This is a genomic window from Myroides odoratus, assembly GCF_001549985.1.
GTDB classification, from domain to species: Bacteria; Bacteroidota; Bacteroidia; order Flavobacteriales; family Flavobacteriaceae; genus Flavobacterium; species Flavobacterium odoratum_A.
Window position 1 is genome coordinate 1 of sequence record NZ_LROZ01000008.1, and the last position, 14,956, is coordinate 14,956.

Annotated in this window: 11 protein-coding genes; all 11 read right to left on the bottom strand. The window is 35.7% G+C overall.

Annotated elements, in window-relative coordinates:
• Positions 1-1,070: 1,070 nt before the first annotated feature.
• The 11 genes from AWV75_RS10005 to rlmN all read right to left on the bottom strand — a co-directional run bounded on the left by AWV75_RS10005 (position 1,071) and on the right by rlmN (position 14,947).
• Positions 1,071-2,243: a porin gene (locus tag AWV75_RS10005; RefSeq protein WP_060874230.1), complete on the bottom strand. Its 1,173-nt coding sequence runs from the start codon at positions 2,241-2,243 to the stop codon at positions 1,071-1,073.
• Positions 2,244-2,271: 28 nt separating this feature from the next.
• Positions 2,272-3,624, bottom strand: a complete 1,353-nt coding sequence (locus tag AWV75_RS10010) for an anaerobic C4-dicarboxylate transporter family protein (RefSeq protein WP_060874231.1) — start codon at positions 3,622-3,624, stop codon at positions 2,272-2,274.
• A 118-nt stretch (positions 3,625-3,742) separates the two neighbouring features.
• Positions 3,743-4,813: a type II asparaginase gene (locus AWV75_RS10015; protein ID WP_060874232.1), complete on the bottom strand. Its 1,071-nt coding sequence runs from the start codon at positions 4,811-4,813 to the stop codon at positions 3,743-3,745.
• Between the two features lie 17 nt (positions 4,814-4,830).
• A complete protein-coding gene (gene aspA, locus AWV75_RS10020) occupies positions 4,831-6,240 on the bottom strand; it encodes an aspartate ammonia-lyase (RefSeq protein WP_060874233.1) in 1,410 nt (469 codons plus the stop codon).
• A 498-nt stretch (positions 6,241-6,738) separates the two neighbouring features.
• Entirely contained in the window at positions 6,739-8,715 is a 1,977-nt protein-coding gene (gene dnaG, locus AWV75_RS10025) for a DNA primase (RefSeq protein ID WP_060874234.1), read from the bottom strand.
• Positions 8,716-8,791: 76 nt separating this feature from the next.
• On the bottom strand, positions 8,792-9,991 hold the full coding sequence (locus tag AWV75_RS10030) for a hypothetical protein (RefSeq protein WP_060874235.1): 1,200 nt from the start codon (positions 9,989-9,991) through the stop codon (positions 8,792-8,794).
• Between the two features lie 12 nt (positions 9,992-10,003).
• Positions 10,004-11,158 carry a hypothetical protein gene (locus AWV75_RS10035; RefSeq protein ID WP_060874236.1) on the bottom strand — a complete coding sequence of 385 codons (1,155 nt, stop codon included), beginning with the start codon at positions 11,156-11,158 and terminating at the stop codon, positions 10,004-10,006.
• A complete protein-coding gene (locus AWV75_RS10040; protein ID WP_060874237.1) occupies positions 11,148-11,768 on the bottom strand; it encodes a hypothetical protein in 621 nt (206 codons plus the stop codon). The genes AWV75_RS10035 and AWV75_RS10040 overlap by 11 nt, the downstream gene beginning before the upstream one ends.
• On the bottom strand, positions 11,750-12,322 hold the full coding sequence (locus AWV75_RS10045; RefSeq protein ID WP_060874238.1) for an RNA polymerase sigma factor: 573 nt from the start codon (positions 12,320-12,322) through the stop codon (positions 11,750-11,752). The genes AWV75_RS10040 and AWV75_RS10045 overlap by 19 nt, the downstream gene beginning before the upstream one ends.
• Positions 12,323-12,833: 511 nt before the next feature.
• A complete protein-coding gene (locus AWV75_RS10050; RefSeq protein WP_060874239.1) occupies positions 12,834-13,811 on the bottom strand; it encodes a polyprenyl synthetase family protein in 978 nt (325 codons plus the stop codon).
• Between the two features lie 95 nt (positions 13,812-13,906).
• Positions 13,907-14,947, bottom strand: coding sequence for a 23S rRNA (adenine(2503)-C(2))-methyltransferase RlmN (rlmN, locus tag AWV75_RS10055; protein WP_060874240.1), 1,041 nt, complete (start codon positions 14,945-14,947; stop codon positions 13,907-13,909).
• Positions 14,948-14,956: the final 9 nt, after the last annotated feature.

Here is a 14,956-nt window from a genome sequence, read left to right on the forward strand (position 1 = left end):
TCTTCTACTTGTTTTTCGAAGCGAGTGCAAAAGTAAACAACTTTTTTGATTTGACAAAAAAAAATTTAGAATTTTTTTCTTCCCTTTTTCTTGTCATCACCTGTTTACCAAAGCGAGTGCAAAAGTAAAAACTTTATTTGAATTGGCAAAACTTTTTTTGAAAAATATTTTCTCTAATTTCTCTCCAACCCTCAGCTTTTACTGAAGCGGACTGCAAAGATAAGACCCTTTTTTTCGATTATCCAAATTTATTTTTAAAAATATTTCTGAACTAATCTTAAGTCTTTTTCTTGTGCTTTTCTATGAACGTCTGCTTGTTTAATGCGGATGCAAAAGTAGACACTTTTTAGCCACTTCCAAACTTTATTCATCCTTTTTTTTAAAGTATTTTCGATTTAAATCGCAACTACCTATTATAACGCCTCTTACAGCCAAAAGTTTTTTAAGCTTTTTTCAAGGAGTACGGGAACAGTTCGCGTTTTTGCGATTTTGTAAGTCGCCTTTTTGTACAATACAGCAAATAAAACAAGATTTTTCCCTAGATATAAAACAGATTGTTTAGGTTTGAACCTGGTTTTGTAGTTTAAAACGGTAGTTTTTTCTGCAATACACCAGGTAAAAAAAGATGATCATTTAAAAAAATGGTCCAATACGGCAATAAATGACACCTTGCTCCTACCTATATATAAGGAGAAAGTCAAACAACTGCGCGAAAAAGCAAAAAAAGCATTCGACAAAAAAAAAACTCCTAAATATAAGGAGAGCATCAAACAACTGCACAAAAAACAAAAAAACATCCCACAAAAAAAAACTCCTATATATAAAGAGAGAATCTAACAACTTTACAAAAAACAAAAAAGCGAAAAATCATCCCACAAAAAAACACTCCTATATATAAGGAGAGAATCTAACAACTTTACAAAAAAACAAAAAAGCGAAAAAACATCCCACAAAAAATCCCTCCTATATATAAGGAAAGAATCTAACAACTTTACAAAAAAGCAAAAAAACATACTACAAAAAAAAGCCCCCCGAAGGAAGCTTTCTCTATAAACGAAGTGCAATAATTTTTAAAAAATCAATAATGGTGCAATAAATCCAACGCTTAATCGGCCGGTATTATAATTTTCTTGGCCTAAGTGTTCTTTTGCATAGCTGGAATAATTGTAATATCTACCTACATAAGAAGCATAGAAACGAATATTCATATTTTTAAATGGCAAATATTCGACCGTTGGAATAAAACCATAGCTTGAACGAATATGACTTACTCCACTATTTTCTGCAACTAAATTTTTAGCATACGCATTACTATTCATCAAAGTCAGGGTTACATTCAATTTAGGAGTTATTAAATATTCAGCCTTGATCCAATTTTCCAAATACGAAACATCTTGTTGTGCTGTAACATCATCTCCAGGCATCATACCTGTAATAATCCCTTTACGATCGATCCCTTCATTACTGTATTTTAAATCATACATTAAGGTAAATTTCCCATCGTGGTATTTATTACCAATCGAATAATAGTTCATTCCACGATTTTTAGCTTCTTGGAAATAGCTGTAACTATATATTGTTTCAAATTTTCCATCAAAGAAGCTTCCTCTCCAATTGGTCACGATAGCCATAGGGGCTTTTGCTTTTTCGATTCCCTCAGGCATTTTTCCGCGATATACATCTTCAAAATCAGATACGCGAGAATTTAAAACCTGTAAACCGAAACTGTGGTTACTTGAAACTTGATGTGTAATTCCAACCCCAGTTAAGAAATTATCTGCATTTTCAATAATATCATTGTACTCCAAGATATCAATTGGATTTAAATCAAATTCATATCCTCCCCAGTCTGCACTCATTTTCCCAAGGTTCAATTGCGTTTTAGGCGTCAGTAAAACACCGATATATGCCATATCTGTAGCTCTACTAATATTATCCTTGCTTCCTGGATCTGTACTCTTCGTATAGCGATCTCTAAATCTGAAATATACTTTTTCGTGAATCTTCCCTTTTATTTCTAATCGAAATTGGTTGTTACTAAAGGATGATTCTTGAAACTTACCATCTTGGAACATATTATCATTAGCGAAACGCATATTAAAAATCATATCTACGTTTTTCAACAAATCGATTTTTTCTACTGGTAATAAGGGTTTCGAGATTGTATCTATACTAGTTTGTGTTTCTTGTGCAACTAAACTGACCTGCACAACTAACGCGAGAAATAATAAAATTTTTTTCATAGCTTCATTTTATTAAAGTGAGTGTTCCTTAGAGTAAAAAAGATCCGAGTAAGAAGCCCGCTGCAATAGCAACCGTAATGGCGACTAAACCGGGGATCATAAAACTATGGTTCACTACGAATTTTCCAATTTTTGTACTTCCTGTACGATCAAAGTTGATTGCGGCTAGTAACGTTGGATAACCTGGCAATACAAAATCTGCATTTACAGCAGGGAATATTGCGATTAAAGCAGGGTTAGAAACCCCTAAAGCCATTCCAAGTGGCATCATTGTTTTGGTAGTTGCCGCCTGACTAAACATCAGGGCGCCTAATACAAATACAGCAATGGCAAAAGTCCAAGGATATAATGTCACCACATCACTTAAAAAGCCTTTGATCGCTACCTCATTGTGAGACATAAAAGTAGCACTCATCCAAACCACACCAAAAACAGATACTACAGCAGTTGCCATGGAAGAGAACAAGCTCACTTTGGTTACGCTAATCGCACTTGTTTTTGTGATTAGCATCATCAACGCAGAAGCTGAAAGTGTAATCATACTAATCACACTGACCATTTGCAATTCTCCATTGGCTTTTACAACTAAACTTGCAGCGCCTGGTTCAAATTGTGGCAATAGTTGTGGAAACGCTCCTGCAATTACAATTAATAAAACTGCGATAGCAAAAATCACCACAGAGGTTTTAGCTCCTTTTTTTAATGGTTTTTTATTTCCTGAAGCATCTTCATCCGCATCTAAGCTTTTAGCAAACTCAGGATCTTTCATTTTTTCAATGAAAATAGGATCATCTTTTAATTCTTTTCCTTTGCGCAGTACCACTAAGCACGTAATTAATATTCCGATTAAACAAGCGGGAATACACACTTTCATGATATCTATTAAAGCCCCAGGATAAGCGAGAATACTTGCTCCAGCAAATGCTGCAGTTGCGGCACTCATCGGGCTTCCCGTAATAGCTAAGTGAGAAGCGATTACAGAAACACTCAACGGTCGTTCTGGTCGGATTCTCTTTTTCGTAGCTACCTCAGCAATAATAGGCAATAACGAATACAGCAAATGCGCTGTTCCTGCGAAAAGACAGAAAAAATACACTGTAAATGGTGCAATAAACACAATGTTAGATGGGTTGCTACGAATCACTCGTTCAGCTAATCGAACGAGGTAATCTAATCCACCACATGCCTGTAAAGTAGCCGCGGTAGAAACAATAGCCATAATGACTAACATTACATCGATAGGAGGGTCTCCAGGTTTCATCTGAAAAATGAAAACGAATATCAATAACCCAACCATTCCCATTACACCTAATCCAATTCCCTTCATTTGGGAACCGATTAATATCATAGCAATTAAAATTGCAAACTGAATCAATAACATAACCTTCAATTTAGAGAGATCAAGTTCATCAATAGGTACAAAAAAGGGAGCGAACAACGACTAGTGTTCTGTACGCTCCCCCCTTTCCATGATTCCCTTCTGATGTACTCAACGGGATTTAGTATGCAAAGAAAATATCTTGTAATTCTTTTTGATTGTTAGTTTTAGTCAACGCTAACATCAATAAAACACGGGCTTTTTGTGGATTTAAATCATCCGCAACTACGAATCCTAATGCTTGATCATCTACTTCATTAAATAGCGTGACTCTTCCAGCACCTGCACGAGCTGATCTACAAACTGCAATTCCACTTTTTGCTGCTCTTTCTAAAGCTTCTCCAACAGGAGCATTAAAGTTACCATTTCCCATTCCGGCATAAACGATTCCTTTTACTCCTTCTTCGATTGCTGCATTTACAGCTCTTGGACTAGCATCTGCATATCCATATACAATTTCCACTTGAGGTAATTTTTTCAAGCCCTTTACATCGAATTTTTGTTCCGGTGAACGAAGTGTTTTATAATAGTAACTCACTTTCCCGTCATAAATTAAACCAATTGGTCCAAAATTTCTAGATTTGAATGTAGCCATATTGGTCGTTACTGTTTTTGTAACATCTCTAGCGGCATATACTTCTTCGTTCATTGCTGTTACCACACCTACTTCTTTACTATTAGGAGAAGCAGCTACCATAACCGCATCTAATAAATTGCGGTTTCCATCCTGACTCATTGCTGTTGAAGGTCTCATGGCCCCAACTAAAACAACAGGCTTTGATGATTTCACTGTTAATTCTAAAAAGTAAGCTGTTTCTTCTTGTGTATCTGTTCCATGCGTAACCACAATACCATCTGCTTCATTTTTCTCAAAAATCTCATTGATACGGTTACTCAACTTCAACCAAGTATCCACATTCATATCTTGACTTCCGATTTGGGCAACCTGCTCTCCTTTAATTTTAGCAATATTGTGCATTTCTGGCACAGCATTCAACAAATCATCGATAGGCACTTTTCCCGCAGTATAAGCAGCCTTCGTAGAAGACTCCCCTGCACCGGCAATAGTTCCTCCAGTGGCTAAAATAATTACACGAGGTAATTCTTTTGTCGCTTGATTGTGTTTCTTAGGTTGTGCCTGTACTTGAAAAACAAGTAATACAACAAATAATACGTTGATGATCTTTTTCATATGAGGTTTGATTTAGTTTAGGATACAATTAATTTGGGGTGAATTAAATTTTCCAATGAATATACTTCATCCCATTTGGCTTGTGTAATCAATTTTCTTTCTTCTACTACGATTTGATGCACACTTTTTCCAGATAGCAAGGCCTCTCCTGCTACACTTGCGCATATTTCATATCCTAAAATTGGGTTTAATTGTGTTACAATTCCGATACTGTTCATTACTAGATCAGCACAATGTGCTTCATTCGCAGTAATACCAACAATACATTTATCAATTAATGTCGTTAAACTATTTCCTAAATATTCAAGAGACGTAAATAAGGCAAATCCGATAACGGGTTCCATTACGTTTAATTGGAGTTGTCCTGCTTCAGCAGCCATAGTAACCGTTAAATCTTGGCCGATTACATAGAAACACGTTTGATTAACAACTTCTGGAATAACTGGATTTACTTTACCTGGCATAATGGATGATCCTGGTTGACGAGCAGGAAGATTAATTTCATTTAATCCTGTACGAGGTCCTGAGCTCAATAAACGCAAGTCATTACATATTTTTGATATTTTAATTGCCGCACGTTTAATTGTTCCCATGATTTGTACATACGCTCCAGTATCGCTCGTAGCTTCAATTAAATCTGGTGATAATACTAAAGGCAAACCTGTTTCTTTAGCTAAATACTCCACACATAGTTCTGGATAAGCTTCTGGTGCATTTACTTTTGTTCCAATAGCTGTAGCTCCCATATTTACCTCTAAGATTAGGCGTTGAGCCTCGCGTAAACGCAATAAATCTTCTCCAACTGTAGTAGCAAATGCGTGGAATTCTTGTCCTAAAGTCATAGGAACCGCATCTTGTAATTGTGTACGTCCCATTTTAAGGACATTTTTGAATTGCTCTCCTTTGGCAGCAAATGCTTTTTCTAAGTTTGCAATTACTTGACAGAATCCATCTAATTTATAATATAAAGCCAATCGGAAGGCTGTTGGATAAGCATCATTTGTAGATTGTGAACAATTTACATGATTATTAGGGTGTACATATTGGTACTCACCTTTTTTATGACCTAAGTGTTCTAATGCGATATTAGCAATTACTTCATTGGCATTCATGTTTACCGAAGTACCCGCTCCCCCTTGAATCAAATCACTCACAAACTGGTCGTCGTATTTTCCTGCAATTACTTGATCACAAGCATAGCAAATCGCATCTGCAATTTTTGGATCTAATACACCACAATCTTTATTAGCCAATGCCGCCGCTTTTTTAACTTCGCCTAAAGCTTTGATTAACCCTTTTTCATGATTTAAGGTTATACCTGTAATGTTAAAATTCTCAACTGCGCGGAATGTTTGAACACCATAGTATTTGTCATTAGGAATATCTAATTCACCTAAAAAGTCGTGTTCTCTTCTAGTATCTTTCATATGCTTAAATTTTTTTGTTCTATATATAGCATTTGATGGTACAAATGCGTTTCATTTTATTTTACACTTCAAAAATAATGCTAGAATAAAAATTAGGATATGACAAAAACACAGGAATTATTTTATTTTTTTTACGTATATTAATGAGACTACCAACTATGTATTAATAAAATCACAAGAAAAGAGTGGTGTCCTAGGTAACAAATCGAAAAATATTCAAAAACAATCCAAAATTCATTCATCATATAATCCAAACTCTTAAAAAACATAAAAATAACTAAACAAATATATAAAAAAATAGCATTCATATCTTAATACAGCACTAAAATCTTAAAAAAGAAAAAAACGCGAATTTTGAAATAAAATGGAATTTATTATTCATTTTTTTATTTACCTCTGAAGAGATTCAAACGTCATATATCTTTTTTTACCCCTAGCGGTTCAGCAATAGTAAAAAATAGCGCCAAAAAAACCTCATTAAAAAATGAGGTTTATCTTTTATAATCGAAATCGAGTAGTTACTTGTCCTAATCTTTTAGAAAACGTATTCATTAACGTAGAATAATCGATGATAATACCGAGTATTTCAAAAGCGCGATCTTGTTCTACGCCTCCTAATTTACTCTTGTATTTTTCAATGATAGAATTCACTAAGTGCATGCGAAGAGTCAAGATGGTTTCTGTCGTATATTGAGCAATTCCATCTTTCTTTTGCTTGACAAAAATATTTTGACTTTCCCAATTGTGAAGATTTTCTTTTTCTTCTTCCATGAGAATTGTGGTGACCTGCCCCGATAGCTCACCGTCTAATCGCTTGAGGTATCCCTCTAAACTCCACGCATTATTGTGATAGTAATCCATCACGTCATTGTACAATCGCTTAAAAATCGGATTGGTCAATTGTACTTCATCCTCTTGTAAGCTCAAGTAAATTCGTTCGTAAACTTTTTGTACTATTTTGTGCTCTACCTCAACAATTTCATCCTCCTCATTGGTTTCAAAAACCAATTCCACGAATTGTTCTTCTTCATTTCCGTACAACAACAAAATCTCAATAATGCGTTGCTCTAGTAAGTAAAGGGCGTCAACAGCAACCGTTTCTTGTTGTTTTTCCGCATGCACCACTTCCATTTGCTTGCGTTCCTGTCCAAACTTTTTATTCGCATCCGCAATTTCTTTCTTGCTAATCTGAGCCAGTGAGCTAAAAATCACTTCTTCCGAGATGTCCATGATGCGAGAGCACTCTTGGATATAGATTTCGCGTTTGATTGGATCAGGTATTTTAGAAATACTCGCGACCATATCGCGAATAATCTCTGCTTTTTTGATTGGATCTCCCTTGGCATCTTCCATCAGTGCATTCGCTTTAAAGCGAATAAAATCTGTCGAATTCGCTTCGAAATAAGCTTCTAAATCCTCTAAGGTGTGTTTGCGAGCAAAACTATCAGGATCTTCTCCATCGGGCAAAGGACAGATGCGCACATTCATCCCCGCTTCCAAGATTAAATCTACTCCGCGAAAAGACGCTCGTATTCCTGCTGCATCCCCATCAAAAAGCATGGTGATATTCTGCGTCAGGCGACTGATGAGGCGAATTTGATCTGGCGTTAATGCCGTACCAGAAGAAGCCACTACGTTTTTCACTCCAGTTTGATGCATTTGAATCACATCAGTATACCCTTCTACTAAATAGCAGTTATCTTTTTTGGCAATTTCCTGTTTTGCATGAGAAATCCCATAAAGCACTTTACTCTTGTGGTAAATATCACTTTCGGGAGAGTTTAGGTACTTCGCTGCTTTTTTATCATTGGTTAAAATACGTCCACCAAATCCTAAAACACGACCAGACATGCTTTGAATCGGAAACATGACGCGCCCTTTAAAACGGTCAAATCGCTTGTCCTCTTTGACAATTGTCAATCCTGTTTTCTCTAAATAATCTAAGGAATATCCTTTTTTCAAGGCTTCTTCAGTAAACGCATCCCATTTATCCGGTGAATATCCTAGTCCAAAGGCCTTAATTGTATCGGGCGTAAATCCTCTTTCTTTAAAATAAGATAATCCTATAGCTCGTCCTTCTTCTGAATTCAATAGGATATCTTCAAAGTAATTCTTGGCGAATTCTGAAACGATGAACATACTCTCCTTTACGTTCAGTTGTTCTTTCTCTGCATCCGTCTGCTCCGTTTCTTCTATTTCAATTCCGTACTTTCTCGCTAAGTAGCGAATGGCTTCAGGATACGAAAAATGCTCGTGTTCCATGAGAAACGTAATGGCATTTCCTCCTTTTCCAGAACTAAAGTCTTTCCAAATTTGCTTGACTGGAGAGACCATAAAAGAAGGGGTCTTTTCGTTGACGAATGGACTCAATCCTCTATAGTTCGCACCTGCTTTTTTTAAATTGACAAAATCGCCAATCACCTCCTCTACACGAGCAGTATCAAAAACGGTATCAATAGTATTTTTGGAAATCATAATTTACATTTGTCCCACAAAGATAAAAAAAGAAGTTGCTTTATCGTAAAGCAACTTCTTTTCTATTGGTAAATGATTATTTGAATTCTTCTTCTAAGTTTTCCAAAGCCTTTTGCTCTCTTGATGTAAGCAATCGGATATTTCGATTCTTCCAAAATTCTGTTTGATAATTACTGCTAATCGTAAAGAGTGAGTTTCTCTTCTTTGCTATACTAGTAAGAGTTGGTGCATCTTTTATTATAGTATCTACTACAACTTCTCGCAAAGAAACCACTCGATGATTTCCTATTTTCGTACTGATTACATCCAAATCTGTTCGAATCGAAAGATAAGATAGTTGGTATTCATCAGCTTGTTTGCGATACAAAGCTTGATATCCTAAATCATTTAAAAACATTTTCACGTAAATCAATGGAACTGCCCTTCTATTTTTCTCATAGCTTTTAGATAGCCCGTAATTATAACCTATTAGGTGTTGTTGATCTGCCGTAAACACTGCGTATCCCTCATAATATTTCCATCCCTTTAAATTTTCTTTAGGACTAAACTCCACCACGCAGGTTTCCTCTCCTAATGCCCCTTCTCGTTTTTTTACTACATAATCATAGTTTTTTTCGTTTTTAAGGATCGATTGAATATTTGTAATATTGTCAGTATTTACAATGAGTTTACTCATATCTTTCATATCAACTACCCCAAATAGCTCTTCCGTTTCACTTTCATCACTAACATCTTCCTTAGACATCAATACTCTATTTTGTTTAATCTCAATAATTGGACGTCTATTTGGGCGTTCAATATAAAAATCAACAAGACCATCTGCCACATTACTTAAATCGTTATTGACTAAATTAAATGCTCTTACATACGTTTGATATAAATCTCCTTTTGTAAGCGATTTTGTTGCTCTTTCTAACGCTGGTCCAAATACAGTGTTCAGCGGTCTAGTAAAAACAAGAATTTCTTCTAATTCTTTGCTAATTAGTTCCAATTCAATCAACATGGCTGCCTTGGTGCTCACTTCTTTAACCAGGTAATTGATTTGACTAAACCAAAGAGATTCAACCTGTTCATCAATCGAAATCACGAAATCACCTTCACTATTGGTTATCGTATAGCTATTTCCCTCAGCGGTACTCACCATTACCCCTTCAATCCCTATTTTTGATTGATGGTCCATTACTGTTCCTTTTAATACTTTGTTCTGTGCTTGAAGCCCAAACACTCCCCATAGGAAAACAAGAAATACGCTACAAATTTGTGTTGTTTTACTCATCTTTTACACTTTTTATATATCACTGCGTATTCCCAAAGACCACATGTTTTGGTTGGTACTATTATTTTTAAATAGCGGAGTTACATCATATTGGAATTGTAATGACCAAGTGCGATATCCAACATAAGCTCCTACTCCATATCTGACTTTATTAATCCCTAAATCTCCTTTTTCATCTACTCGGTATTGTTTACCTTCTTCTCTATAGCGGTATACTTGATGTCCTTTACTATTTTTATTTGCAAAACTCACATATCCTCCTATTCCGCCTCGCCAAGTTTGTTCACTTCTGAAGTATTTCTTTCCTGTTTTTTCATCAATTTTGGGTTTTGTAAAATCAAATTCTAAATAAACGGGCACTTGTAAACTAGCCACACTCAATCTTGACTTTCGCAGGTTTTTTTCGTGATTCACTAAAATCGTTTCCCCATCTTGTACGGTAAAATAACGATGCCCTGTAGATTTTAAGTTATTAAAACTACCTACAATACCATAACGCAGATACAATAAACTTTTATCCTTCACTAAACGCGTTTTTAGGTAAAATCCTCCTTGGAATAAATTAGATGGCATATAGCGGATATCAGAATTAGCAAATGCGCCTTCCGTTGCAAGATTACTTATCCCGTATACGAGAGACATGCGAAAAGAGGTTCTTTTTTCACCCCAGTATTTCTCTCCTAATCTATCCCTGTATTCTTTCTGTGGCTTCCCAATCATAATCGTAGCCATTCGTTTAGTTGTATCCGAAACTTTCAGAAATTCGCCATTCTTCATGGCGTAGTTCACTTGACTTTGCACTACATTAGTCAAACTATCTTGCATGCGAACTACTTCTTTTTCAATGCGATCAGAAGCTTCTTTTGCAAATTTTGATTTGAATTCTTGTCCCACTTCCTCCGTCATAGCCTTTGTATCAATAAGATTATTGATCGAATCTACTCGAATGCGCAAATGTTCTTTTTCTTTTACGGTTGCATTCTGAATATTCACCGCAATTTGACTGACTTTATAATCAAAGGTTTTTAAGGATTGATCGGTCTTTTTGGATATTTTTTCTTCTTCTTCCAAGTTTTGTCCTTCTCGCACTATTCTGACTTGTGCATAACTCGTCGTTAAGCCTAAAAACAGGAACAAAGCAACACCATATTTTATTTTATTTTTCATATCTACTCTCTGATATATCTACTACTGCTTTCTTTGTAGTATCAATAATTTTCTTCAATTTCGTTTCTCTGTATTCTACTTCAATTTCACCCTCTACTTGTTTCAGCAAATGATTGCTATCCACCATTACTTTGCGTTGGGGTTTGTTCACCCAGATTTCATCAATAGTTAAAGAGTCCATCTTTTCTCTTTTTGGGGTAGGTGTGATTTGAATACTATGTTCAACTTGAACCAGTTGTTCTAGGTGTCCCTTTTTCATCACTTCTTTTTGATGCACAACTGAATTTTGACGAATCGGCTCTACTTGGGTTCGTTGTTCCAAAGTTTCTTCTGTTCCTGTATCCTCTACCACCATATACTGTTCTGTTGCAGGGCTATCGGTTGGGTTAGCTGGTATCCTCTGCTCTGTTTTCCAAAAAATCAAGCCCATAATACCACTTACAACCAAACAAGCAGCAATTCCAATCCCTAGGGTCAATGCACTTCTTTTCTTCTTCTTGTCACGGTCATCCAATTGCTTGGTTAATTGATCCCAAGCTCTAGCTGAAGGAGCAATGGATCGTTCATCCAATTGCTTTTTCCATTCTTGATCTATTTTACTCCATTCCATAACCCACGATTTTTTAAATGCTCTAATTGTTGTTGTAATAACTTGCGTGCTTGTGCAAGTTGTGATTTTGACGTTCCTTCGCTAATCTGAAGTATTCTTGCAATTTCTTGATGCTTATATTCCTCTACGACATAGAGATTAAATATCGTTTTACATCCCGCTGGTAATTGGTCAATTAAACGTTGTAGTTCTTCCAAAGAAAGGTCTCCCTCATAATCATCTGACATTTCCTCTTGATGTCCAACCTCTTCCTCTAAATAAGCAAAAGGTCGCTGTGCACGTAAAAATGAAATGGATTCATTGACCATGATACGTCTAATCCAACCTTCAAAACTCCCTTTATCCTCGTATTTATGCATCTGTGTAAATACCTTCATAAAGGCGCTGACCATCACATCCTCTGCATACTGAACATCTGCAATATATTGCCGACAGACACTCAACATTTTTCCTGACAACAATTGATAGACCTCATGCTGTGCGTTTCGTTTTTCACGCCGCAAATCCTCAATATAATCTTCTATTTTTTTGGGATATAATCGTATCAATTTCATTCTTATTTAGTGCTGCTAAATTTATTATATAAAAAATTGTTCCCCCTCTCAATTAGGCTAAAAATTGATGCACAAAAGAGAGAATTGCATCGACTAAGCTCATAATAAGTAGTAATAATCCTTTCATCGTGTGTTGTTTTATTGGTTGATCTATTACATAGACGCAACAACTGCTAAAAAGGTTGGGAAGAAAACTGATTTTTTTATTTTTATTTTTTAAGCATCCTTAATTTTTGATCCTTAACGGAAGGGTATAAAAACAAACAAGCCCCAAAATTGGGGCTTGTTGTACAATTTAAAATACGTTTGCTTGCTTAGAAAGGGTAAGAAACAAAACATGTGGTTTATTCTTTTATTTTTGGTAAATCGCAGTGAGAAATAAGATTCTTACACTACATAATGCTATCATTTGTAAGATACGCCAATTTTATCAATAATAATACAATTAAATCACAATTTTTTATTCTTCCAATCTCGTTTTAGCTTATTTGGTCAACGATTTAGATTTATTTTATTTTTTTCGTTCAATTACATAATTCACCATGGTAATCAAAGCCTCTTTGAATGGTGAATGCGGAAAAGCTTCAACCAACTGCAATGCTTCTTGTTGATACGCCACCATTTTCTCCGTAGCATAGGTTAATCCCCCTGCTTCTTTGACATAATCAATGACTTCTTTTACCCTGCGTTTGTCTTCGTTGTGATTTTTTACCGAATTAATCAGCCATTTTCGCTTTTCTTTGGTAGCCGTATTCAGTGCATAAATTAAAGGCAAGGTCATTTTTTGCTCTTTAATATCAATTCCTGTTGGTTTTCCAATAGGTCCATCCGTATAATCAAATAAATCATCTTTGATTTGGAACGCCATTCCGATAACTTCCCCAAATTTACGCATCCTCTCAATGAGTTCAGCATTATCTGGCTCAACGGATGCCGCACCTAAAGCACAACAAGCAGCAATTAGCGTAGCTGTTTTTTGGCGGATGATTTCGTAATAAACATCTTCTGTGATATCTAAGCGACGTGCTTTTTCAATTTGAAGTAATTCCCCCTCGCTCATTTCGCGTACAGCAACCGAAATGATGCGCAATAAATCAAAATCACCATGGTCAATAGACAGTAAGAGTCCTTTAGAAAGTAAATAATCCCCAACTAAAACGGCAATTTTATTTTTCCAAAGTGCATTTAAAGAAAAGAAACCTCGGCGTTTATTACTATCATCTACGACATCATCATGCACCAACGTTGCTGTGTGAATTAATTCAATCACAGACGCCCCTCTATAGGTACGCTCATTTACTTCTCCCTGTACCATTTTGGCAACGAGAAAAACAAACATTGGTCGCATTTGTTTTCCTTTTCGATTGACAATGTAGTAGGTGATTCTATTTAATAAAGCAACTTTTGTTGCCATGGATTTGTGGAACTTCTTTTCAAAGAGTTCCATTTCAACCTTAATTGGTTCCTGTATTTGCTGTACAATATTCATTATAAACAAATTTATGACTTTTTATGTCATAGTATACTATTCAAATAAATATCTGGACCATAAAAAGAACGATTCCTTTCCTTTCAGTGTCTATCTTATGATTTATTCGCCAATTGTCCACAAGCAGCATCAATATCTTTTCCGCGACTTCTTCTTACAACTACCGTAATATCATTGCTTTCCAACGCTTTGATATAATTATTTATCGCTTGATTATCTGCTTGTTGAAATTCGCCATCGTCAATAGGATTGTATTCAATTAAATTGACTTTACTCGGCATTTGCTTACAGAATTTCACTAAAGCATCAATCGAAGCTTTATCATCATTAATTCCTTTCCACACCACATATTCAAACGTAATTCTGCTTTTTGTTTTACTATACCAGTATTGCAAAGCATCACGCAAATCCGTTAAAGGAAAACTTTTGGAAAATGGCATGATTCGATTGCGTGTTTCTTCAATGGCAGAATGCAATGAAACAGCTAACTTGAATTTTACCTGATCATCCGCTAATTTTCGAATCATTTTAGGAATACCCGAAGTAGAAACGGTAATGCGTTTTGGTGACATGCCCAATCCTTCATCAGAGGTGATTTTATCAATCGCTGCTTGTACGTTGTTGTAGTTCATCAACGGCTCTCCCATTCCCATAAATACAATATTAGACAATGGACGTCCGTGATTCTGGCGACTTTGTTGATCGATCGTCAAAACTTGATCGTATATTTCATCTGGATTTAGATTGCGCATACGCTTTAATTTTGCTGTTGCACAAAACTCACAATCTAAACTGCAACCTACTTGAGAAGAAACACAAGCGGTAGTCCTTGTTTCTGTTGGAATCAAAACAGATTCCACGATTAATCCATCGTGTAATTTTACTCCGTTTTTGATTGTTCCATCCGAACTAATTTGCATATTATCTACGCGAATGTGATTAATCACAAAATGATCTTCTAACATTTGACGAGTAGCTTTAGAAAGATTGCTCATATCTTCAAAAGAATGAGCTCCTTTACTCCATAACCACTCATACACCTGATTACCTCTAAATGATTTATCCCCTTGAGAAACGAAAAAATCTCTCAATTGTTCTTTCGATAAACTACGTATGTCTTTTTTCTCTAATTGCATGCTGCAAAT